The following is a 22,114-nucleotide window of genomic DNA, read 5'->3' as shown; positions in this document are numbered from 1 at the left end:
CGCGGCCTGGGCGGTCGCGGGCCGCTCCGCCTCGCGCGGCGCCCGGAAGAAGGTGAAGCGCCCGTCGGCGTGGTCGACCCGCAGGATGTCCCCCGGCTGGAACTCCGCCTCGAGCAGGAGGCGGCTGATGGGCGTCTCGATCTCTCGCTGGATGGCGCGGCGCAAGGGGCGCGCGCCGTAAGCGGGATCGAAGCCGCGCTCGGCGAGCGCCGACTTGGCCGCCCCCGACAGCTCGAGGTTCAGGCCCTGGGCGTGCAGCTTGCGGCGGGTGCTCTCCAGCATGAAGTCGACGATCGTCTGGATCTGCTCCTTGTTGAGCGGCCTGAAGACGATGATCTCGTCGATGCGGTTGAGGAACTCGGGCCTGAAGCTCGCCTTGAGGGCGTCCAAGGCCTCCTGCTTGATGGCCTCCCACGGCTCCCCGGCCTGCTCGCGGTCGAAGATGCGGTGCGCGCCCACGTTGGAGGTCATGATGACCACCGTGTTCTTGAAGTCCACGGTGCGGCCCTTGTTGTCGGTCAGGCGCCCGTCGTCCAGGATCTGGAGCAGGGTGTTGAAGACGTCGGGGTGCGCCTTCTCGATCTCGTCGAAGAGCACCACCGAGTAGGGCCGGCGCCGCACGGCCTCGGTCAGCTGGCCGGCCTCCTCGTAGCCGACGTAGCCCGGAGGCGCTCCGACCAGGCGGCTGACGGTGTGCTTCTCCTGGAACTCGCTCATGTCGAGGCGGACCATGGCGTCCTCGTCGTTGAAGAGATACTCGGCGAGCGTCTTGGCGAGCTCCGTCTTGCCCACCCCCGTGGGGCCGAGGAAGATGAACGAGCCGATGGGGCGCCTGGGGTCCTTCATGCCGGTGCGCGAGCGGCGCACCGCCTCGGCGACCGCGACGACGGCCTCGTCCTGGCCGACGACCCGCCGGTGGAGCACCTCCTCCATCTTGAGCAGGCGCTCCTTCTCCTCCTGCACCAGCTTCTCCACGGGCACCCCGGTCCACTCGGCGACGATCCGCGCCACGTCCTGTTCGCTGACGCAGGGGGTGGATCCGCCGCGCTCCTCGCGCCAGCCCTTGCGCAGGTGCGCGAGCCGCTCGCGGATCACGTCGCCCTCGGCCTTGAGCTTGCTCGCACGCTCGAAGCTCTCCTGGCGGGCGGCCTCCTCCTTGTCCCGGTCGATCCGCGAAAGGCGGTCCTCCAGGGTGTTGACCTCGCGGGGCTCGCGGCGGCTGCCCAGGTGCTTCATGGAGGCCGCCTCGTCGATCAGGTCGATGGCCTTGTCCGGCAGGAAGCGATCGCTCACGTAGCGCTCGGAGAGCTCGGCGGCCGCCACCAGGGCCTCGTCCGAGATCTCGACGCCGTGGTGCGCCTCGTACAGGTCGCGCAGGCCGCGCAGGATCTCGATGGTCTGCTCGACCGAGGGCTCGGCGACCAGCACCGGCTGGAACCTGCGCTCGAGGGCCGCGTCCTTCTCGATGTGCTTGCGGTACTCGTCGAGGGTGGTCGCCCCCACGGTGCGCATCTCGCCGCGCGAGAGGGCGGGCTTGATCATGTTGGAGGCGTCCATGGAGCCCTCGGCGGCGCCCGCGCCCACCACCGTGTGCAGCTCGTCGATGAACAGGATGACCTCGCCCTCCTGGGCCTTGATCTCGTCCATGATGCCCTTGAGGCGCTCCTCGAACTCGCCGCGGTACTTGGTGCCCGCGACCAGGGCGCCGAGGTCCAGGGCCAGCACGCGCTTGTTCTTTAGCATGTCGGGCACCTCGCCCTGGGCGATGGCCTGCGCGAGGCCGTCCGCGATCGCCGTCTTGCCCACCCCAGGCTCGCCGATGAGCACCGGGTTGTTCTTGGTGCGGCGGCTGAGGATGCGGATGACCCGCTCGATCTCCTCGTCGCGGCCGATCACCGGATCCAGCTTGCCGGTCTTGGCGAGCTCGGTCAGATCGCGGGTGTACTTGTCCAGGTTGGGGGTCTGGCCGCCTCGCGGCGCGCCGGGCGAAGGCGCGACTCCCGCGCGGGGCCACTCCCCCTGCAGGGGGCCGCGTTCGGCCGCTTGCTGAAGGATCTGGGAGGCGAGGCTCTCGCCCTCCTCCATCAGGCCGGCCAGGAGGTGATCGGGCCTGATGGTGTAGGTCCCCTGCAAGTAGGCGGCGTCGCTCGCGAGCCGGACGGCGCGCTTGAGGCGCGGGGTCATGCGGACCTGGGTGGGCCGCTCGCCCCCCTGGGGGGGGTAGGCCTCGGCGACGCGCGAGGCGATCGCCTCGACGTCGAGGCCGAGCTGGCTTGCGATCGCCTCGCCCACCTGCGGGTCCCGCAAGAGGGCCAGCAAGAGGAACTCGCTCTCGAGGCGCGGGACGTTGCGCTCGGCCGCCTCGCTCGCCGCGGCCTGCAGGATCCGGCGGGAGTCGTCGGAGAGCCTGTCGAGCAGGCTATCGGCGCTCGACGGGCGCACCCCGAAGACCCGCTCGATCATCCCGTCGAGCCCGAGGCCCCCGAGCTCCGCGCCCATCCGGCCCTCGGCTCCCAGGCCGCGCTCGGCTCCCAGGCCGCGCTCGGCCTTGAAATGGGCCGCGCAGTGGGCGCAAAGGTGGGTCTCCTGGCGCTGGCCGTTGACCGTCTGCGTGAAGTGGAAGGTCGCAGGTCTCTGGCCGCAGTTCGCGCAAAGCATCGTTCACCTCCCGATCGAGCCTTTTCTCGTGTCGGGAGGATCTTAGCCTGACGATGCCGGGGGTGAAAACGCCTGCCGGGTGGGTTTAAGCCGGGACCTCGGCCTCGGCGAGCTTGGGGCCTGCCACCTCGAAGACGGCGACGGGCAGCTCCTTGCCCTTGACCTTGATCGCGTCGAGGACGCGGTAGTCGAAGGCATGCCGCGAGCATTCGTAGGTCTCGGAGGCGACCAGGATGCCGCCAGGGCGAGCGTTGGCCTCCATGCGCTGGGCGAGGTTGACCGTGTCACCCATGACCGTGAAGTCGCGCTTCTGGGCGCCGCCCACCTCGCCGGCGACGACCATGCCCGTGTTGAGCCCGCAGCGGATGGAGAGGCGCACGCCGATGCGCGGCTCCAGGGCGTCGGCGAACTCCTGGGCCGCCTGCAGCATGGCCCAGGCGGCCGAGACCGCGCGCTCGGGATCGTCCGCGCGCACCGTGGGCACGCCGAAGATGGACATGACCACGCTGTCGCCGATGTACTTGTCCACGATGCCGCCGTGACGGTAGATGGGCTCGGTGAGCACGGCGAAGAACTGGTTGACGATGTCGCTGATCTCTTCGGGGTCCAGGCGCTCGGTCATGGAGGCAAGGCCGATGAGCTCGGTGAACATGACCGTCACGACCCGGCGATCGCCCAGCTCGTGGGTGCCGCGGCGCGCGAGGGCCTCGGCGTCCGGCCCGGGGGCTGCCCCCGCGACCGGGGCCCCGCACTGGATGCAGAAGCGGGCGTCGGGCAAGAGGGGGGTGTCACAGGCTCCGCACGCCTCGGGCGCGCGCCGGGCTCCACACTCGCGGCAGAACTTGTCGGGAGGGTCGAACTCGGTCGAACACTCGGCACAGGTCTGGGGATGCATCAAGGCCTCCAACGTCCGCAGCGGGGGAAACGGGACCGTTCCAGTATAGGATCCCGCTCCCCCGGTGACAAGGCGAGGAGCCAGGTGCTAGTCCGCGTCAAGCTCCTGCGGCGAGAGGCGGCGCTTGCCTCGGCCCGGGCGCTCGGCCGCGTCGTCCCCGGCCGAGGCGGTCGCATCCTCGAGCGGCAGCGTCACGATCTCGGGCTTACCCGGCTTGCGCCCATCGCGGCCCTCGGCGCCGCGATCCGGCCTGTCGGGGCGCTGAGGCCTGTCGGGGCGATCGGGGCGCCCGGGCCGCGAGGTCGCGGTGGGCTCGGGGCGCGGTGTGCGATCCGGCCGCGGGGTCGCGGTCGACTCGGGGCGCGGGGTGCGATCCGGCTGCGGGCTCGCGGTGGGCTCGGGGCGCGGAGTGCGATCCGGCCGCGGGCCGCCGGGACGATCGGGGCGCTCGCGAGGGCCGCCCTCCGCGCGCCGGGGCGGCTCGCTCGGCTTCCACTTGTCGCGATCGCCGCGCCGGGGCTTGCCGTCGCGCCAGCGCCGGAAGTCCTCGTCGTCGTAGTGGCGGCCCTTCCAGCGGCCGGCGCGGTCCCAGTCGATCTCCACGTAGCGCCGGCGGTAGTTGACCCAGTTGTACTCCCAGTCCGGATAGCCGTAGCGGTAGCTGAAGCTCCTGAAGAAGTAGGGGTAGTAGTGCCCCGACTGGAAGACCAGCACCGGGTAGAGGCACCAGCCCGTCCACTGCGCCAGGAAGCTCGGCGCGTACATGTACGGGTAGTAGTCGTTGTCCACCAGGATGTAGGGCACCCAGGTCGAGCGATAGGGGTAGTAGAGGCAGCGGCTGTAGACCCCGTAGTCCACCAGGGGCGTGATCGCCCCGTAGCTGCAGCCGTCGCCCGAGGGCCCCGGCTCCGTCGGGAACGGCGCGTTGACGAAGGATCCCTGATCGAGGGGGCGCAAGAGGGTGCCGGCCAGCTGCCGCGAGATCCGAGGCGGCAGGTTGGTCTGCAGGTCGCCGAGCGAGAGCGCCGGCTGCGACGGCACGTTGAGGTCGGCTCCGGTGGGCTGGGCCGTGGGCGGCGGGGCGTTGGTCGCCATGGGCAGCGGCGTGGGCTCGGCGTTCTCCTGGTAGGCACGGGGGATGGGCGCAGCCTCGTCGGTCGGCGTCATCCCGTAGGTCGGGACCGGCGCCTGCTTTGTGGGCTCCTCGGGCGAGAGCGGCGGGGTCGAGACCGCGCAGCCCAAGAGGCCGAGCGACAGGGCGAAGGCGAACACGCGGGGGGCGGGGCGTCTCATCGAGAACCTCCTTCGAGGGGTTCCTCTTCCTGAGCAAGAGCGATGGTAGGACTCCTAGTCGCTTCGAACAACGGATGCTCTTCGGCTTGGCGCCGAGCAAGAGCGGGCTGGCGAGGCTCTCGGCGAGCCGGGAGGCGAGGCCTGAGAGCGTGAACACTCGCTCGCCGCCGAAGTTATTGCTCCCTCGCGCGCTGCTGGCCATACAAAAGTCCGAGCAAGGGTACATGACCGACATCCCGCGCCCGCTCATAGGAGATCGCCTTGTCCAGCTCCCGCTACGCCGCCTTCGGCAACTGGATCGTCCGCTTCCGCTGGGCCATCCTCGTCGCCTGGGCGATCGCGATCGCCGTGGCCTCGCTCGGCTCGACCCGGATCTCGGGGGTGCTCTCGGGCGGCTCGGCAGGGGTCCCGGGCAGCCCCTCCGAGGCGGTGGAGCACGTCCTGCGCCACGCGTTCCGGAACCCCTTCACCCACCTGGTCGCCGTCACGGTCGCGGACACGGCGCGCGCGCCCGACGCCGCGCGCCTCGATCGCGCCATCGCCTCGCTCGCCTCGGACCTTCGCCGTGACCCTTCGGTCGCGCAGGTCCTCGCCCCGGGCGACGCATCGCCCTTGAAGCTTAGCGCGGATGCGGGCGCTCGGGCCGTTCTCCTGGTCGGCCTCAAAGCCAAGGACGCGAGCGAGGCCGTGAACCTCGTCCCTCGGGTGCGCGCCGCGGTGAAAGCGGCCGAGGCGCGCGAGCGCGCCGGGATCCCGGGCCTCGAGCTCGCCGTCACCGGGATGAGCGCCATCACCTACGACATGAACCGCTACAGCAGCGACGACACGTCCCGGGCCGAGGCGCGCCTCTTCCCGCTCACCCTCGCGGTGCTGCTGGTCGCCTTCGGAGGGCTGGTCGCAGCGAGCGTCCCGCTCATGGCGGGCATCGCCGCCACCGTCGTCACCCTGGGAATCGCCTACCTCGTCGCGGGCCGGCTCGAGCTCTCGATCTACGTGCAGAACGTCGCCACCATGATCGGGCTGGCCGTGGGCATCGACTACTCCCTCTTGATGGTCCACCGCTTCCGCGCGGCCCTGAAGCGGCACGGCGCGGTTCCTGAGTCGATCGCCGAGACCATGGAGACCGCCGGGCGCGCCGTCACCTTCTCGGGGCTCACCGTCCTCATCGGCCTCGGCGGCCTGATGCTCACTCCGCTCCTGGACACCCGATCCATCGGGCTGGGAGGGATCCTCGTGGTGGCCGTGTCGGTGGTGCTGGCCCTCACCCTGACCCCTGCCGTGCTCGCCGTGCTCGGCGATCGCATCGACGCCCCCCGCTGGCTCTCGCGCCGCTTGCAGGAGGGCACCACCCGGGTCCACTGGGAGAACTGGATCCGCCACGTCAGCGATCGCCCCGTCCGGACCACCCTGGCGAGCCTGGCCGTGATCCTCGCCCTCTGCGCCCCGGCCCTTCGCCTCGAGCTCGGCTATCCCGACACCCAGCTCTTCCCTCCCTACATGGAGTCGGTGAAGGGGGTGGAAGCCCTCAAGCAGATGGAGCTGAGCGGCGCCCTCATCCCCCTTCACCTGGTGGTCAAGGACCCCGCGGGGCCGGTGCTCGCCGGAAAGAACCTCGCCGCCCTGCTCAAGCTATCGGCCGACCTTCGACGCGAGGAGCTGGTGAGCTCGGTCGCAAGCCCCGTGGATCTGGGGCCCGGCTTCAGCCCCCTCCAGTACCTCATGCTCTACCGGGACCCCGAGGCGGCCCTGGCGCGCTACCCGCTGGTCAACGACCTGTTCGTGAGCCAGGACCGCACCATGGCGCTGTTCCAGGTCGTCCCGAAGCGATCGAAGGACCTTCCCGCGCTAAGGCAGCTGGCCGAGCGCCTCGGTGCGACCTCGCTTCCGGGCGGCCTCACGCTGATGGTGGGGGGAACCCCTTCCTACTACAACGACCACGAGCGCGCGATAGCCAGCAGCTTCCCATGGGTCGTCGGCGCCGTGATCGCGGCGACCTTCGTGGTGCTCGCGCTGGCCTTCCGATCCCTCCTCGTGCCGATCAAGGCGGTGGTGCTGAACCTGCTCTCGGTGGGGGCGGGCTACGGGGCCGTGGTCGCGGTCTTCCAGCTCGGCTGGGGCAAGGGCCTGATCGGGCTCGGCCACGTGCACGAGGCCATGCCCATCCCGATCCTCGTGCTCTTGATGCTCTTCGGGATCGTCTTCGGCCTGTCCATGGACTACGAGGTCTTCCTCATCAGCGCCATCCAGGAGGCCTACCACCGCACCGGCGACAACGCCCGGGCGATCGTGGAGGGGGTGGCCTCGACCGCGCGCCTCATCACCAGCGCGGCCCTCATCATGGTGGCCGTCTTCGGCGCCTTCGCCTGGGCGGACTTCGTCATCGTCAAGATGCTGGGCCTGGGGCTCGCGGTGGCCGTCCTGGTGGACGCCACCGTCATCCGCCTCGCGCTGCTGCCCGCCTTCATGCGCCTGGCGGGCCGAGCCAACTGGTACCCGGGCGCTCGGCGCTAGACAGGGGCCGTCGCGCCCTCGCCCTGAGCATCGGCCGGCACCGCCAGGCGATCGGTGGGCTTCGGCTGGGCGCTCAGCAGGCGCTCGACCTCGACGATGCCCTGCTTCGAGATCCGGACGGCGCCGCCCGGCCCCTTGAACTCCAGCAGGCCGTCGGTGCGCAGCGACTCGGCGAGCATCTCGAGCAGCTTGTAGCTGCACCCGAGGGCCGTCCCGATCTCGCGCAGGTAGGTCAGGGCCCGCGGCAGGTGGGCCGTGTGCTCGTAGACCTTCTGAAGGAAGGCGAATCGCAGCTCCTTGACTTCGCGGCTCAGCATGACGCCTCCTTTCAAGACACCAGCGGGTCGGTTCCAGGCTCGGCGAAGCGGTCCTGGGGCATGGCGGGAATCACCCGCCGCAGCTCCTCGGCCGGACGGTTGCGGCCCAGGCGCTCGTGGGCCTGCACGAAGTGGTCGGCCGCGATCGCGGCGTAGGTCGAGAGGTCGAGCGACATGGCGGCGCACGCCACGATCTCGGCGAGGCGCCGGGCCTTGCCCTCGCCGAAGCAATCGAGCATATCCAGGCTCGCGCGCTGGCTGGGCAGCGCGGTGCCGCCGCCGACGGTCGCGACCACCACGTTGGGCAGCATCACCCCGAAGTACATCCCCTCGTCAGTCAGCCGGAACGAGATCTGGCCCTGGGAGGACTCGGGCACCGTCGCGATGTCCTGGCCGGTGGCGGTGTAGAGGGCCGCGACCACGTTGGCGAAGTTCACGTTGCAACCGAGCATGTGCGCCGCGAGGGTCGGTCCCATTCCCGCGTTGAGGGCCGAGAAGAGGTCCTCCGGCGAGACCCTCAGGATGCGGCGCATCACGTCGGCGCGCAGGTGCGTCTCGGCGACCACCCGCTTGCCTCTGAGGCTGCTGGTGTAGGCCATGGCGTTGACCTTCTTCTCGCCGCCGAGCTGCGAATCCACGTACCAGGCGCTCGGCGTCAGGCCGGTCTGCGCGGGGAACTCCTGGGCGATCCACTGGCAGACGGCCCAGCAGCACTTCATGACCATGTTGGCGCCGTAGGCGTCGCCCGTGTGGAACGAGAGCTGGACGCAGACCGTGTCGCCGAGCACCATGGGCTCGAGCGAGAGCAGGCGCGCCACTCTCGACTGCGCCTCGGCCACGGCCCGGATCTCCATGACGCTCGCGCGCACCCAGGCCGCGAAGGCCACCGCCGTGACCAGGCTGTCGAAGGTGAACATGGGAGAGCGCATCATCTGGTCGCTGACGACCCGCACGGTGGCGCCCCCCGACTCGCTCACGGCTCGCATGCCGCGGGTGCACGAAGCGACCAGGGCGCCCTCGGTCGTGGCGAGCGGGACGTAGAAGACGCCCTGGGCGTGCTCGCCGTTGATCAGCAAGGGACCCGCCACCCCGATGGGCACCTGGACGAAGCCCACGTGGCTCTCGATGTTGCCCGAGAACAGCGTGGCCGAAGGGGCCTCCTCGCCGCTCAACGCGCCGAGCTCGGCGCCGGTCGCCTCGGCGACCCACTCGCGCCGCGCGCGCAGCGAATCCGCCGTGTAGCGTTTCTTGTGGGGGACCGAGGCAGGGCGAACGGAGTCGGGCCGAAGAGGCTCCATGGGCGCGGGCATCCTTCCTGTGGGGGCAATACGGGCCGCCGACTGCTCTTACAGTATATAGCCCAAATGGCTCACGCACTTTCGCCCGGGTCGATTCCGGGCATAAAAAGAGCAAGGGAGGCTACATGCCAGGCAATATCCGCGTCATCGTCAACCGCAAGGCCCGCAACGGCTGCAAGCGCAACCTGCTCGCTCGTCTTTCTCGCGCGCTGGACGGCCTCGACTTCGAGATCGTCGTGCCCGACTCCTACGAGGACCTGGTGTCGGCGGCCCGAAGTGCGGCGTCCGACGGCGTCGACACCGTCGTGGTGGTCGGCGGCGACGGCACCGTCAACGTCGTGCTCAACGAGCTGGCGCACACCCCGGTGAGGCTCGCGATCGTCCCGGCCGGGACCGCCAACGACCTGGCCCGCCAGCTGGGCATCCCGCTTGGCCTCGAGCGCGCCTGCGCCCTGGTCCGAAACCCGCGCGAGCGGGCCCTGGACCTGATCGAGGTCAACGGGCGCCTGTTCGTGACGGCGGGTGGCATCGGGGTGGTGAGCGACACCGCAGTGGGCGTCAACCGCCTCAAGGCGAGGCCGGGCCTCGTCAGCAAGGCGGTGCGCCGCCTGGGGGCCCTGGTCTATGTCCTCTACAGCTTCGGCCTGCTGGCCGGCGCCCGCGCCATCGTCAGCGACCTCACGGTGGAGGTGGACGGCGAGGACCACGGCCTCATCCCGACCATCGCCCTCTTCGTGAACAACCAGCCGTCTCTGGGCAAGCTGGTGGTCCCCTACCCTTCGGCCCGCCCGGACGACGGCCGCCTCGGCGTCTGCGTCATGGGCCGCCGCAGCCGGCTGGGGGCCATCTTGACGGTCACCCTGATGAGCCTCGGCGGCTCGCACACCCGCCGCAGGGAGATCCGGCTGATCGAGGGCGAGACGGTCGCCCTCACCAGCACCGTCCCCAAGACCTTCATCGGGGACGGCGAGGTGCTCGCCCACGCCCGGGAATTCGCCCTGCGGGTCGTCCCCCGCGCCCTCCACGTCTTGAGCTAGAAGGCCCCATGTCCAAGCTGATCGCCGCGACCCGGATCGTCCTCGTCCAGCCCACCCTGCCCGACAACGTGGGGGCGGTTGCCCGCGCCATGCGCCACTTCGGCCTTTCCGACCTCGTGATCGCCGAGGGCGGGATCTCGCCCACCCACCCGAGCGCCGTGCGCCTGGCGGCGGGCGCCGACGCCATCCTGAGCGACGCGCGGGCGGTCGACACCCTCGACGAGGCCCTCGACGGGGTGGTCTTCGCCGTGGGGACCACCGCCCGCCCCTACGAGGCCGCGGACCTGCGCACCCGCGAGCCGCGCGAGGTGGCGACGCTCGCGCGCGACTACGCCGAAGCCGGAAGCGTGGCCCTGGTCTTCGGCACCGAGCGACACGGCCTTCTGAAAGAGACTCTCAAGCGCTTCCACCAGATCGCGCGGATCCCGGGCGAGCCCGAGGCCTGCCTCAACCTGGCCATGGCGGTCAACGTCTTCGCCTACGAGTGGTACCTGGCAAGCGAGCACGGCCCCCGCGAGGAGAAGCCGCTGCTGGCTGCGGCCGCCTCGGAGGCCTCCCTCGACGACCTGGGCCGGCACCTCACCGACGCCCTGAAGCGGCTGGGAGTCTTCCGGGCGCACGACGCCGCGAGCAAGGCGCACACCCTGCGCCGGCTCCTGAGCCGCACCCGGCTCGACGCCGACGAGGAGGCCCTGGTCCGCGCCGTCGTGCGGAAGCTACCGTCGATTCTCGGGGGCTGAGCGCCCGTCGCTCATCAGCTGGCACAGCTCGCGCAGGGCCATTCGCACCCGGCGCGAGACCTGGGTCTGCGAGACGCCAAGGCGGCGCCCGACCTCCTGCTGGGGGAGATCCTGGAAGAAGGAGAGCTCGATCACCTCGCGGCTCCTGGGGCTGAGCTGGGCGATGGCCTGGCTCACCATGATGTGGTCCTCGGCGGCGAGCGTGGCCGCCCTCTGGCGCTGGTCCACCAGCTGGAGGCGCATGGGGGATGCCTCGTCCTCGGCGTCCATGGCCGCATCCAGGGAGAGCGGGCGCACCTGGCGGTCCATGGCCACCACCTCTTCGACCTTGGCGGGACACAGCCCCGTCATCCGGGCGATCTCCTCGCAGCTCGGCTCGCGCTGGACCTGCTGCTCGAGACGCGAGGTGGCCGCCCTGACCGTGGATCGCAGCTCGGTGAGCTCGCGCGGCGCCCGGATCAACGTGGCGCTGTCGCGCAGGTAGTGCATGATCTCGCCCACGATCATCGTCGAAGCGTAGGCCTCGAAGAGCCGCCCAAGGGTGGGGTCGAAGCGCCGGATGGCGCGCAGGAGGCCCACGCAGCCCACCTGGACCAGGTCGTCGAGCTCGACGCCCGAGCGCAGGTGGTGGCTTCGCGCCAGCCGCCTGACCAGCGGCAGGTGCTCGCGGACCTTCTCGGCCAGGCGACGGCGCTCGAGGAGAAGCATCGAGGGGGGATCCATCGCGGTCATCACGGCGCGTCACCTCCGGGCAAGCGTGGTCGAACAGCCTCGTTCGAGGCCGATCGTGCCATGGACGCCTGCTCGCTACGATAACCGTCCCCACAGCGGGCATGTGATCTTCGTCGCGCCTGGGGCGTGACGCCGGGACAAACTGCGGCTTCAGTGGTAAAGTTGATGGCGTGCCGAAAGGCAAGTTGCGATTACCTCTTGACAGCCGTCCGGGTCTCCCGTGCGTGATCGCGCCAGTCCTCAACCAGGCCGGTGCCCTGCGGGCATGGCCAACGCATCGATTTCGGAGGTCATTCCTCGATGAAGATCCTCGTCTGCCTGAAGCAGGTCGTCGACGTCGAACTGAACATCCAGCTCAAGGACGGTCAGATCGCCGACCAAGGTCTGCGCTACGTCATCAATGCCTACGACGAGTCGGCCCTCGAGGCCGCGCTCCAGCTCAAGGACGCCGCCGAGGCCGACGTGACCGTCCTGAGCATCGGCCCCGACCGGGTCCTCGAGGCCCTGCGCAAGGGCCTGAGCATGGGCGCGGACCGCGCCATCCACCTCAAGGACGACGCCTTCGCCGGCAGCGATTCCTACGCCTTCGCCAAGGCCGTCAGCGAGCTGGCCAAAGCGCGCGGCTACGACCTGGTCGTGATGGGCAAGCAGGCCCAGGACACCGACGCCGCTCAGGGCGGCCCCATGCTGGCCGAGTTCCTCGACTGGCCGCAGGTGACCAACCTGATCTTCGCCCAGCGCTCGCCCGAGGGCGGCCTCCTGGTCCGCCGCGTCGGCGACGAGGGCAAGGAGGTCCTGACGGTCCAGACTCCGGCCGTCCTGACCATCAGCAACGACTTCGGCGAGGCCCGCATCCCCACCATGAAGGGGATCATGGGCGCCAAGAAGAAGGAGATCGAGACGCTCTCGCTCGCGCAGATCGGCGTTGCCGCCGACGCGGTGGGCGTTGCGGGCTCCATGACCGAGATCGTCAATCGCGAGCAGCCCGAGGGCCGCAAGACCGGCCGCAAGGTGACGGGCGAGGTCGGCGCCATCACGCGCGAACTCGTGAACTGGCTCGTCAACGACGGCAAGCTGCCGGTTTAGGAGGAGATCCATGAAAGCCTTAGTCATCGCCGAAACCAAGGGCAACTCCATCAAGAAGGTCAGCCTCGAGCTGCTGAGCCAGTGCCGTCGCTGGGGTCTCGAGACCTCGGCGGTCGTGGTCGGCTCGGGCGTCTCGGGCCTCTGCGACGAGCTCGCCGCTTACGGCGCCTCGACCGTCTACGTTGCCGATGACGCCAGCCTCGAGCGCTACCTGACCCTGCCCTACGCCAAGGTCGTCAGCGAAGCCGCCAAGCAGAGCGGCGCCCAGCTGGTGCTGGTCAGCGGCTCGGAGCTCGGCAAGGACCTGGCTCCTCGCCTCGCCGCGCGCCTCGGCGCCGGCGCGGTGACCGACGCCAAGGCCGTCTCGGTCGACGGCGGCAAGGTCACGGTCAAGAGCCTGGCCTACGCGGGCAAGGTCATGAACCAGGTCGCCTTCAAGAGCGACGTGGCCGTCGTGACCGCCCAGCCCGGCACCTTCGAGCTGGCCGACAAGGCCGCGGGCTCGGCCAACGTCGTGCGCCTCGAGACCCCCGAGAGCGACCTGCGCGTCGTGCTGCGCGAGATCCTCAAGGAGACCTCGGACAAGGTCGACCTCGGCGAGGCCAACATCGTCGTCGCCGGCGGCCGAGGCATGAAGGGCCCCGAGGGCGTCAAGCTCATCGAGAGCCTCGCCGACACCCTGGGTGCGGCCATCGGCGGCTCGCGCGCCGTCTGCGACTCCGGCCTGATGCCCCACTCGTGCCAGGTCGGCCAGACCGGCCGCGTCGTGGCCCCCCAGGTCTACTTCGCGATCGGCATCTCGGGCGCCATCCAGCACCTGGCCGGCATGACCGGATCCAAGGTGATCATCGCCATCAACACCGATCCCGACGCCCCCATCTTCAACGTGGCGGACTACGGGCTCGTGGCGGACCTCTTCGAGGCGGTGCCCATCCTGATCTCGGAGCTCTCGAAGATCAAGGCGGGCGCGGCGACCGCCGCCCGCTAGACCCAGAGGCAACGCGCAAGGGGCGGTTTTCGGACCGCCCCTCTCGCACATGAAGCACCCGACGTACTAACCCCGACTTACTAACCCCGACGCTCGCACCAGGCCCACGCCTAGAATTGGATTGAATCGACATGGGTCCGATACTCATCACCCTCATGATCTTGGTGGCAGGCGGCTTCTTCGCCTACTTCGGCTGGCAGAAGTTCAGCCTCTTGCTCGAGGCCAAGCCCGAGAACCGTCTCGACCGCATCCCCGAGCGCCTCAAGAGCCTCTGGGAGTACGGCATCCTCCAGAAGCGCCTGGTCAAGAACCACAAGGGCGCCGGCTGGATGCACGCCCTCATCTTCTGGGGCTTCTGCCTGTTGCTGCTGCGAAGCACCATGCTCATCGGCGCGGGCTACGTCGCGGACCTGCACATCCCGGGCGTCATCGGCAACGCCTACAACCTCCTCAAGGACGTCGTCGAGGTCACGGTGCTGGTGATGCTGGGCTACGCCTTCTACCGCCGCATCGTGATCAAGCCCGAGCGCCTCACCAACTCGTTCGAGGCCTACTTGATCCTGTCCCTGATCGCCTTCCTGATGGTCTCGGACTTCGTCTACGACGGGGCCAAGTTCGTCTTGTTCGCGCTGCCGGGCCCGGATCAGCTGGCGCACGTGGCCGAGGAGGCGCGGTACTCCATCGCGGGCGGCGCGGTGGCCATGCTCTTCAAGGGCCTGCCCTCGGGGGTCGTCAACGCCCTCTACGTGGGGGCCTACTGGCTGCACGTGGCCGTACTGATGGCCTTCGGCGTGTACCTGACCAAGTCCAAACACATGCACGTCATCACGGCCCTGCCCAACGTGTTCATGCGCAAGCTGGAGCAGCCGGCGCTCGCGATCCCCAAGCTCGACCTCGAGGACGAGAACGCCGAGTCCTTCGGCATCGCGACCATCAACGACCTGACATGGAAGCAGGAGCTGGACCTCTTCACCTGCACCGAGTGCGGTCGCTGCCTCTCGAGCTGCCCCACCTACGTCACCCACAAGCCCCTCTCGCTCAAGGGCGTCAACGACGACCTGAAGCACCACCTGTTCGCCACCGCCGAGACCAAGTCGGCGCCGCCCGCGGACGAGGCAGGCTCAGCCGTGACCGAGCCGGTCAAGCTGATCGACAACGTCATCTCGCCCGAGACCCTCTGGGCCTGCACCAGCTGCGGCTTCTGCGAGACGGCCTGCCCGGTCTTCATCGAGCAGGTGCCCCGCCTCGTCTCCATGCGCCAGAACCAGGTGCTGATGGAGGGCGAGTTCCCCGCTGAGCTCAACAAGGTCTTCTCGGGAATGGAGCGTTCGAGCAACCCCTGGGGCATCGGCTACGACAAGCGTGCCGACTGGGCCAAGGACATGAACGTCCTCACCATGGAAGAGGCCAAGGCCGAGAACAAGCCCGTCGAGGTCCTGTACTTCGTGGGCTGCATGTCGTCGTTCGACGAGCGCAGCCAGAAGGTCGCCAAGTCCCTCATCACGGTGCTCGACGCGGCGGGCATCCAGGTCGCGATCCTGGGCAAGGAAGAGGGCTGCACGGGCGACTCGGCCCGACGACTCGGCAACGAGTACCTCTTCCAGGAGCTCGCCAAGTACAACGTCGACAAGTTCACCGAGTACGACGTCAAGACGGTGCTGACCGCGTGCCCCCACTGCTACAACACCATCAAGAACGAGTACCCGCAGTTCGGCGGCAACTACAAGGTCCTTCACCACAGCGAGTTCCTCGCCGAGCTGATGCAGTCGGGCAAGATCCAGGTCAGCAGGGAGTTCGAGGACGTCATGTTCCACGACTCGTGCTACATGGGCCGCTACAACGGCGTCTACGAGCAGCCGCGCGTGGTCATCGACCTGCTCTCGACCAACGGCGTCAAGGAGTTCGAGCGCAACCACGACAACTCCTTCTGCTGCGGCGCCGGCGGCGGCCGCATGTGGATGGAGGAGACCATCGGCGATCGCATCAACGAGAACCGCGTCGAGGAGGGCCTCAAGGAGAACCCCAAGGTCATCGCCTCGAGCTGCCCGTTCTGCCTGACCATGCTCAAGGACGGCGTGGACGCCAAGGGCAAGACCGGCGAGGTCAAGACCATGGACATCGCCGAGCTGGTCGCCCAGGCGCTGGTCGTCAAGGAAACCGGCGAGACCAACGCCTAGCTTCCGCCGAAAAGCCCCCCCGTCCTTCGAAGGACGGGGGGGCTTTTCGGCGTGAATATTCCCTGCTCGGTCCGGGTAAGGGAATCTTTAAACGAGTCGACATCCCTTCCGCACACGACCGGGGAGGCCCATGCTCACGGCACCTCGCCTCAAGGCCACCGCTTGGCTTGCAGGGCTCGCATTCGCTCTCTTGCTCACGGCATGCCCCAAGCCGCTCACCCAACCGCGCGTCGGCCTTCCGGCCGAGACGACGGCCCTCTCGAGCTCCCCTCTCGAAGGCCGGGTTGACTTCGGCGATCGCGGCGCCCAGGCGAGCATCGACACCGACGTCGCCCTCGCGGCGACCGTCACCCTGATCGACGCCCAGAGCGGCAACACCGTGAGCTCCGCGCTGACCGACGCCAAGGGGCGCTTCGTCCTGCACTTCTCCAACGGGTTCCGTCCCGCCAAGGACTCCCTTTACTACATCGAGGCCTCGAAAGGCCTCAAGATCGACGACAGCAACTACAACGCCGTCGGCGCGGACTCGGTGCGGGTCCGAACGCTCGGCACCTACCGGGACGGCGTCTGGCAGACCCTCACCAGCCTGACGGGGAACGGGCTCACGATCAACCAGACCACCACCGCCCTGTCGATGATCCATGGCCTGCGCAAGGGGACCGCGCGGGCGATCGCCCCACTGAGCCTGCTCGGCAGCGTCCTGGTCGGCGCCCCCGATGGGGCCTACGCCGACAGCCTCAAGCTGCCGGACGAGACCCTGATCCCGCGGGCCATGGTCCGCCACGGCAGCGACCTGGTGAACGACGCCCTCGCCAAGAACCGGGATCCGTTCAAGTGGATCGTCATGGCCAGCGACGACCCCGCCCTGAACACCCTGATCGTCCTGGACGTGCCCTTCTCGGTGCTGTACCTCGAGCCTGACTCTCAGGTCGCCAACCAGACCATCGACCTGATCGGCACCAACTTCGCCCCCAACCTCGCAGGCAACAAGGTCTTCTTCGCGACCGACGGCGCCGGAAGCGTGGAGGGCACCGTCACCTCGGTGGCGGCGGACTTCACGCGGCTGACCGTCCGCGTGCCGCTCGGGGCCGTCAACGGCACCATCCGGGTCGAGGTGGGAGGCAAGACCCTCATCGGGCCGCGCTTTCGCCTCGCCAGCAAGGACGGCCACAGCGCGGTCGACCCCAGCGGCAACATCTACGTGGCCAACCCGCCCCTCGGCACCGTCTCGATCGTCGAACAGGTGCCAGGCACCGATCGTACGAGCGTGCGTGTCCTGGTCGGCGGGCTCGACGCCCCGAAGAACCTGACCTTCGGCCCGAGCGGGTACCAGCGGCTGTACGTCGCCTGCGGTGGCGCCGCCAAGCAGATCGTCCAGATCGACCTGGGTTCGACCCCGCCCACGGTCACCCCCTACAGCGCGGCTGGCGGGGTCGCCAATCCCAGCGGCATGGCCTTCGCCGCGACGGGCGCCCTGTACGTGAGTGACGCGTCGACCCACCAGATCTACGTGGTGACCGGTGCCGGCGCCGCCGCCCAGGCGGTGGCGGTTACAGGTGCGCCCCTGAGCGCGCCACGCGGCCTCAGCTTCGGCCCGGACGGAAAGCTCTACGTCGCCAACTACGCGGCGAGCAACGCTCTGGCGGTCGACCTCACCACCCCCACCACCGGCACGGCCATCGAGGTCGTCAACGGGCTGAGCGGACCCTGGGGGGTCGCCTTCGACAACCGAGGCAACTTCTACGTCAGCAACTACCTGGGCAACTCGGTCTACCGCATGCCGCTGACCTCGGTGCCGGGTACCACCCCGCTGACCTTCGGCCCCATCACCTCCTTCGCGAGCCTGCCCTCGCCCGCGGGCATGGACGCGGACGCCTCCGGCTACCTCTTCGTGGCCGACGGCAAGAGCAACGGCATCTACCGGGTCAACTCCCTCTCCGAGAGCAAGCAGATCGGGTACGGCATCAGCTATCCGACCTCGATCTGGGTGGACGCCGAGGGCAAGTTCATCCTGACCGACACGGGCATCATCCTCAAGATCGACGCCAGCAACGTGGTCACTCTCTTCGCCCAGGGCCTCTCGAACGCCAGGGGGCTGGTGCGGGACGCCGCCGGCAACTTCTACACCATCCAGAAGAGCCTCAGCTCCCTGACCATGGTGCGCCCGGACGGCTCGGTCGCCCAGGTGCTGGGAAACATCGGGGCGTGCGGCGAGTCCGATCTCTCGATCCTGGGCAACAAGCTCTACATGCGGGCCAACAACAGCGTCGATCTGCCCGCGACCACCTTCGCCTACCAGGGGGAGGTGCTGGAGTTCGACCTGACGAACCTCTCGCTTCCCCCCGTCCGCCACCGCGGGATCTTGCGGCGCTCGACCGCCATGGCCCGCGACGAGTCCGGCGGGCCCACCGACGGCACCTACTACGTCCTGGGGGCCGACGAGGCGACCATCTGGCGCGCCCAGCGCCTCAGCGCCACCCAGGCGACCGTCACCCCCTTCCTCAAGGACTCCGCCCACCTGCGCCAGGCCCAGGACATCCACGTGGACGGCAGCGGGCGGATCTGGGTCGCGGACTACCTCGGCCCCTCGGGGAACGGCAGCCTGGTCGTGTACGGCTCGAACGGCGCCTTCCAGGCCGAGTACGAGACGGTCAACAAGCCGACCAACTTCTGCTCGGACGCGAGCCGCAACGACCTGTGGGTCAACAGCCACGTGGTCGGCGGGGACATCCGCCAGATCAACATTGCCAACGGCGCGGTGACGCGCACCATCGGAGGGTTCAACCTCCCGCGGGGCTTCGCCTTCGCCAGCGACCGCTCCAAGGTCTACGTCAACGAGTGGGGCCTGAACCGGATCTCGAAGCTGGAAAACTACCAGCTCGTCACGACCCCCGTGGCCTCGGCCTTCGACGTGGGGGACGCCTACGACCTCGAAACCGTCAACGGGGGAGGCTTCACCTACACCAGCGGCACGAGCATCCGCCAGGTCGCAGCCGACGAGGTCACGGTCAGCGGCATCCGCACCCAGTACACGAACGTAATCCGCACCTTCAAGCAGAGCGACGGCAAGCTCGTCTACACCACCGACTGGGGCACCCTGCACCACGTGGACGATGGCTACTACACCGCCTTCGCCGCCGGCCTCCTCTCGGGCTTCGGGCGAGGAGACTTCGGCGCCCCACGCGCGGCAGGGACCCTGATCGGGAGCGAGCTCTTCTCGTACGGGCGCAGCGCCGCCTGGATCACCGTGATCGAGAAGGCCCTCGACGGCAGCCTGCAGCGCTCGACGCGGATCGAGACGGACTTCGGGGGAATGGCGAGCAACGGCATCGACACGGCCTACTTCACCCGCCTCGCCTACGGCACCGTCTACGCCATGAAGAACGGCTCCCTCACGACCCTCAACGCGGGGCCCTACGGCTCCGCCGACCTCAGCTACGGCATCTTCTACTACCAGGGCAAGCTCTACCAGACCAACCGGACCCTGCACCGGCTGGATGCGATCGATGCCGCGACGGGCGTCCGCACGCAAATACCGGTGGGCCTGGTCGCGCCGGAGCTGTGACCCTTGGGAGGCGACGCGCGATGAGACGGTTCCTGATTTTCCTGCTTGCGAGCCTCCTGATGTCGGGCTGCAAGCTCCCACCGATCGCGACCGCTTACGGAACGATCACGGCGCAAGCCGCAGGATCGCCCGTTCGCCTGGACGGCCGGATCCAGGAGGGGCCCCAGGTCCAGGCCCAGCTGACCGACGTGGGCAACGGGGCTACGGTCGCGCTCCTCGATCCTCAGAGCGGGGCGACGCTCGCCACCACCGTGGCGAGCCCCACCGGCGCGTTCAGCCTCGTCTTCGGCAAGACCTTCACGCTCACCCCCGACCGGGTCTACTACCTGCAGGCCATGAAAGGGGTGAAAGGGGGCAACGCCGAGTTCAACCAGCCGGGGGCCGACCAGATCCGGATCCGCAACGTCGTCATCTACAAGCCCGAGGGCTGGATCAGCCTGCTGAACGATACCCCGAGCAACACCGTCGACCTCTCGCGACGCAGCACTGCCCTGAGCATCATCCTCGCCCTCAAGGAGCAGGCGGGCGAGCATCCGTCCTACCCCGTCTACATGGGCGCCCTCGAGAACGACCCGTTCGTCGCCGTGGGCGGTATCAGCCAAGCTGGCTTCGACCAGGCCTACACCCTCACCTGCGACGCCATCGCCCAGGATCGCGACCCCATCCACTTCACCGCTTACGACACCAACACCGGTGCGGTCCTCAACGCCTTCATCGGCTTCTCCCTCGCCTCGGTCGCCCCCACCGTGGGCAACATCGGCACCTCCATCACCATCACCGGCACCGGCTTCACCGCCGACGCCGGGGTCGCGGTAAACGGCACCCCCGCCAGCATCACCAGCATCGCCAGCGGCAGCATCGTCGCCATGGTCGCCCCAGGCAGCCGCACGGGGCCGGTGACCATCACCATCGGCACCACGCTCCAGGCGGGGCCCGTCTTCCAGGTCCGCTTCACCGACGGCCACCGTTCGGTCCTCGGCGACAAGCTGTACGTGGTGAACCCCACTTGGAACACCCTCTGCGAGGTCAACTCCAGCCGCGAGGTCAGGACCCTGGTGGACTTCGGGACCGGGGCCGCGCCCCAGCAGGTCATCGTCGGCCCCGACAACTTGCTCTACGTCTCGCTCAAGGGCAGCAATCAGATCCGAAGGGTGGACCCCGCCAACCCGGGGGCCCACACCCTGTTCGCCAGCCTGACGGCGGCCTATGCCCTCGCCTTCGACCCGAACGGCAAGCTCTATGCCACGAGCCACCAGGGCGGCACGGCCGGCACCGTCACCCGCTTCGCCGCGAACGGATTGAGCGTGGAGCAGACCTACACGGGCTTCAACCTGCCGTGCGCGATCGCCTTCGATTTCGCCGGCAACTTCTTCGTCTCGGAGACCAATGGGCTCTTCAAGCTCGCCCCCAACACCCCGGACAAGGTCTCGGCCACGCTGATGGCCGCCGTCCCGGCCCCGCGGGGGGTCGCCGTGGACTCGGCGGGGGACGCGTACGTCGCGAGCAACTCCAGCAACCTGATCTACCGGGTCACCCCCGCGCGGGCGGTCTTCAGCCACCTGCAGACCAACAGCCCGAGCGGCCTGTGCTTCGACGACGCGGGCAACCTCTACGTCTCGGACTCGGCCAACAACCTGATCTCCCGCGTCACGTCGCTCGGCGACTCGCTGACCTACGCCTACGGGATCAGCAGCCCGCGGGGGCTGGCGGTGGACCCTGACGACGGGACCCTGTACGTCGCCCTCAACAAGTCGAACGCCGTGCTCAAGGTCGAGGGCGGGGTCCTGAAACCCTTCGTCACCGGCATCGCCAACCCGGAGACGCTCAAGTTCCGCGGCAACGGCATGTTCATCGCCCACCCCAGCACCCACACCGTGAGCTACGTCCGGCGCAGCGGCCAGATGCGCACCGTGGCGAACGGCCTGAACTACCCCGGGGGAGTGGACCAGGCGGCGGACGGTCTTGGCGAGCCGACCGGCCCCCTCTACGCGGGCCGCTTCGGCGAGCAGGAGGACCCCTCCGCCGCGCTGCCGCCGAGCATCGGCGGCTGGGGCCTACCGACCGGGGACTACATGGGCCTCGACGTGGTGAACGGGGCGACGGTCACCCGGCGCCGCTTCCTGCACGAGCAGTCGACGGACTTCCTGACGATGGACGCGACGGGCACCGTCTTTGCGGTGCGGCCCGGCATCCGCACCCTCACCCGCTATGCCTACACCGTCCCCGGCAGCGGCACCAACACCTCCCGCCAGATCCGGCAGCTGTGCGGGCCCATCGCCCCCTACCAGTTCGAGGCGGCGCCAGGCTACGTGGCCCTGGATGCGGCGGGCAACGTCTACGTGAGCGTCCCCGCGGCGGGAAAGATCCTTCGCTTCAAGGCCGCCGCCGACTACGCCAAGCAGGAGATAACGGGCTTCAACAGCCCGTGGGGCATCACCTTCTCGGACACGGGGGCCATGTTCGTCTCGGACCCCGGCGCGGGCCTGCTGCGGCGGGTCACGACCCCCGCGACGGCGGGGACCGCGGACGCCTGGACGGCCCCGCTCCCGGCGTCCGCCAGGGGCATCGCCTACTACAAGAGCGCCACCCCCGGCACCGGCACCCTGTTCATCGCGAACGGCACCGAGATCGACCAGGTCGCCATCGCGAGCGACGCGGTCTCGGGCGGCATCCAGGTCTACTTCAGCGACCTCCCCAACCCCATCTCGAGCCTGTTCTGCGACACGGGCCGGAACCTCTATGCCTACGCCAACTCGACGTACGCCTACAAGGTCGCGAAGATGGACCCCGATCCGCCGCTGCTCTCGAACTACATCG

Annotated in this window: 14 protein-coding genes; 8 read left to right on the top strand and 6 right to left on the bottom strand. The window is 69.1% G+C overall.

Annotated elements, in window-relative coordinates; all coding sequences use genetic code 11:
• The 3 genes from V6D00_13785 to V6D00_13775 all read right to left on the bottom strand — a co-directional run.
• Positions 1-2,658, bottom strand: a 2,658-nt coding sequence (locus V6D00_13785) for an AAA family ATPase (protein ID HEY9900239.1), incomplete at its 3' end; no start/stop codon positions are given.
• A gap of 85 nt (positions 2,659-2,743) precedes the next feature.
• Positions 2,744-3,553, bottom strand: a complete 810-nt coding sequence (locus V6D00_13780; protein ID HEY9900238.1) for an adenylate/guanylate cyclase domain-containing protein — start codon at positions 3,551-3,553, stop codon at positions 2,744-2,746.
• 87 nt (positions 3,554-3,640) lie between these two features.
• Positions 3,641-4,846, bottom strand: coding sequence for a hypothetical protein (locus tag V6D00_13775; protein HEY9900237.1), 1,206 nt, complete (start codon positions 4,844-4,846; stop codon positions 3,641-3,643).
• Positions 4,847-5,107: 261 nt separating this feature from the next.
• Between V6D00_13775 and V6D00_13770 the strand changes: the two genes are divergently transcribed.
• Positions 5,108-7,357: an MMPL family transporter gene (locus tag V6D00_13770; protein ID HEY9900236.1), complete on the top strand. Its 2,250-nt coding sequence runs from the start codon at positions 5,108-5,110 to the stop codon at positions 7,355-7,357.
• Here the strand turns inward: V6D00_13770 and V6D00_13765 are convergent.
• Both V6D00_13765 and V6D00_13760 read right to left on the bottom strand, forming a co-directional pair.
• Positions 7,354-7,674: a hypothetical protein gene (locus tag V6D00_13765; GenBank protein ID HEY9900235.1), complete on the bottom strand. Its 321-nt coding sequence runs from the start codon at positions 7,672-7,674 to the stop codon at positions 7,354-7,356. The two genes, V6D00_13770 and V6D00_13765, sit on opposite strands and share 4 nt — an antisense overlap.
• Positions 7,675-7,685: 11 nt before the next feature.
• Positions 7,686-8,972 (bottom strand): hydroxymethylglutaryl-CoA reductase, encoded by a 1,287-nt coding sequence (locus V6D00_13760; GenBank protein HEY9900234.1) that lies wholly within the window; start codon positions 8,970-8,972, stop codon positions 7,686-7,688.
• A gap of 125 nt (positions 8,973-9,097) precedes the next feature.
• Here V6D00_13760 and V6D00_13755 point away from each other — a divergent pair, with 125 nt between their 5' ends.
• Both V6D00_13755 and V6D00_13750 read left to right on the top strand, forming a co-directional pair.
• A complete protein-coding gene (locus tag V6D00_13755) occupies positions 9,098-10,009 on the top strand; it encodes a YegS/Rv2252/BmrU family lipid kinase (protein ID HEY9900233.1) in 912 nt (303 codons plus the stop codon).
• An 8-nt stretch (positions 10,010-10,017) separates the two neighbouring features.
• On the top strand, positions 10,018-10,749 hold the full coding sequence (locus tag V6D00_13750; protein ID HEY9900232.1) for a TrmH family RNA methyltransferase: 732 nt from the start codon (positions 10,018-10,020) through the stop codon (positions 10,747-10,749).
• Here V6D00_13750 and V6D00_13745 read toward each other — a convergent pair.
• A complete protein-coding gene (locus V6D00_13745; protein ID HEY9900231.1) occupies positions 10,726-11,481 on the bottom strand; it encodes a sigma-70 family RNA polymerase sigma factor in 756 nt (251 codons plus the stop codon). The genes V6D00_13750 and V6D00_13745 overlap by 24 nt on opposite strands.
• A gap of 300 nt (positions 11,482-11,781) precedes the next feature.
• Here V6D00_13745 and V6D00_13740 point away from each other — a divergent pair, with 300 nt between their 5' ends.
• From V6D00_13740 to V6D00_13720, 5 genes are all read left to right on the top strand, one after another.
• Positions 11,782-12,567, top strand: a complete 786-nt coding sequence (locus tag V6D00_13740) for an electron transfer flavoprotein subunit beta/FixA family protein (protein ID HEY9900230.1) — start codon at positions 11,782-11,784, stop codon at positions 12,565-12,567.
• Between the two features lie 10 nt (positions 12,568-12,577).
• Positions 12,578-13,555 carry an electron transfer flavoprotein subunit alpha/FixB family protein gene (locus V6D00_13735; GenBank protein HEY9900229.1) on the top strand — a complete coding sequence of 326 codons (978 nt, stop codon included), beginning with the start codon at positions 12,578-12,580 and terminating at the stop codon, positions 13,553-13,555.
• 155 nt (positions 13,556-13,710) lie between these two features.
• Entirely contained in the window at positions 13,711-15,732 is a 2,022-nt protein-coding gene (locus V6D00_13730) for a (Fe-S)-binding protein (GenBank protein HEY9900228.1), read from the top strand.
• Positions 15,733-15,862: 130 nt separating this feature from the next.
• On the top strand, positions 15,863-19,297 hold the full coding sequence (locus tag V6D00_13725) for an NHL repeat-containing protein (protein HEY9900227.1): 3,435 nt from the start codon (positions 15,863-15,865) through the stop codon (positions 19,295-19,297).
• A 20-nt stretch (positions 19,298-19,317) separates the two neighbouring features.
• On the top strand, positions 19,318-22,114 hold a 2,797-nt coding region (locus tag V6D00_13720; GenBank protein ID HEY9900226.1), incomplete at its 3' end, for an IPT/TIG domain-containing protein.

This window comes from Pantanalinema sp., from assembly GCA_036704125.1.
Classification (GTDB): Bacteria; Cyanobacteriota; Sericytochromatia; order S15B-MN24; family UBA4093; genus JAGIBK01.
The sequence above is the reverse complement of the archived record's forward strand: the minus strand, read 5'-3'. Positions and strand labels throughout refer to the sequence as shown.

Excerpts from the sequence above, each read along its gene's own strand:
- V6D00_13730 (HEY9900228.1), top strand. The coding sequence starts at position 13,711 with ATGATCTTGGTGGCAGGCGGCTTCTTCGCCTACTTCGGCTGGCAGAAG.
- V6D00_13775 (HEY9900237.1), bottom strand. The coding sequence starts at position 4,846 with ATGAGACGCCCCGCCCCCCGCGTGTTCGCCTTCGCCCTGTCGCTCGGC.
- V6D00_13755 (HEY9900233.1), top strand. The coding sequence starts at position 9,098 with ATGCCAGGCAATATCCGCGTCATCGTCAACCGCAAGGCCCGCAACGGC.
- V6D00_13740 (HEY9900230.1), top strand. The coding sequence starts at position 11,782 with ATGAAGATCCTCGTCTGCCTGAAGCAGGTCGTCGACGTCGAACTGAAC.
- V6D00_13780 (HEY9900238.1), bottom strand. The coding sequence starts at position 3,553 with ATGCATCCCCAGACCTGTGCCGAGTGTTCGACCGAGTTCGACCCTCCC.
- V6D00_13765 (HEY9900235.1), bottom strand. The coding sequence starts at position 7,674 with ATGCTGAGCCGCGAAGTCAAGGAGCTGCGATTCGCCTTCCTTCAGAAG.
- V6D00_13735 (HEY9900229.1), top strand. The coding sequence starts at position 12,578 with ATGAAAGCCTTAGTCATCGCCGAAACCAAGGGCAACTCCATCAAGAAG.
- V6D00_13725 (HEY9900227.1), top strand. The coding sequence starts at position 15,863 with ATGCTCACGGCACCTCGCCTCAAGGCCACCGCTTGGCTTGCAGGGCTC.
- V6D00_13760 (HEY9900234.1), bottom strand. The coding sequence starts at position 8,972 with ATGGAGCCTCTTCGGCCCGACTCCGTTCGCCCTGCCTCGGTCCCCCAC.
- V6D00_13745 (HEY9900231.1), bottom strand. The coding sequence starts at position 11,481 with ATGACCGCGATGGATCCCCCCTCGATGCTTCTCCTCGAGCGCCGTCGC.
- V6D00_13750 (HEY9900232.1), top strand. The coding sequence starts at position 10,018 with ATGTCCAAGCTGATCGCCGCGACCCGGATCGTCCTCGTCCAGCCCACC.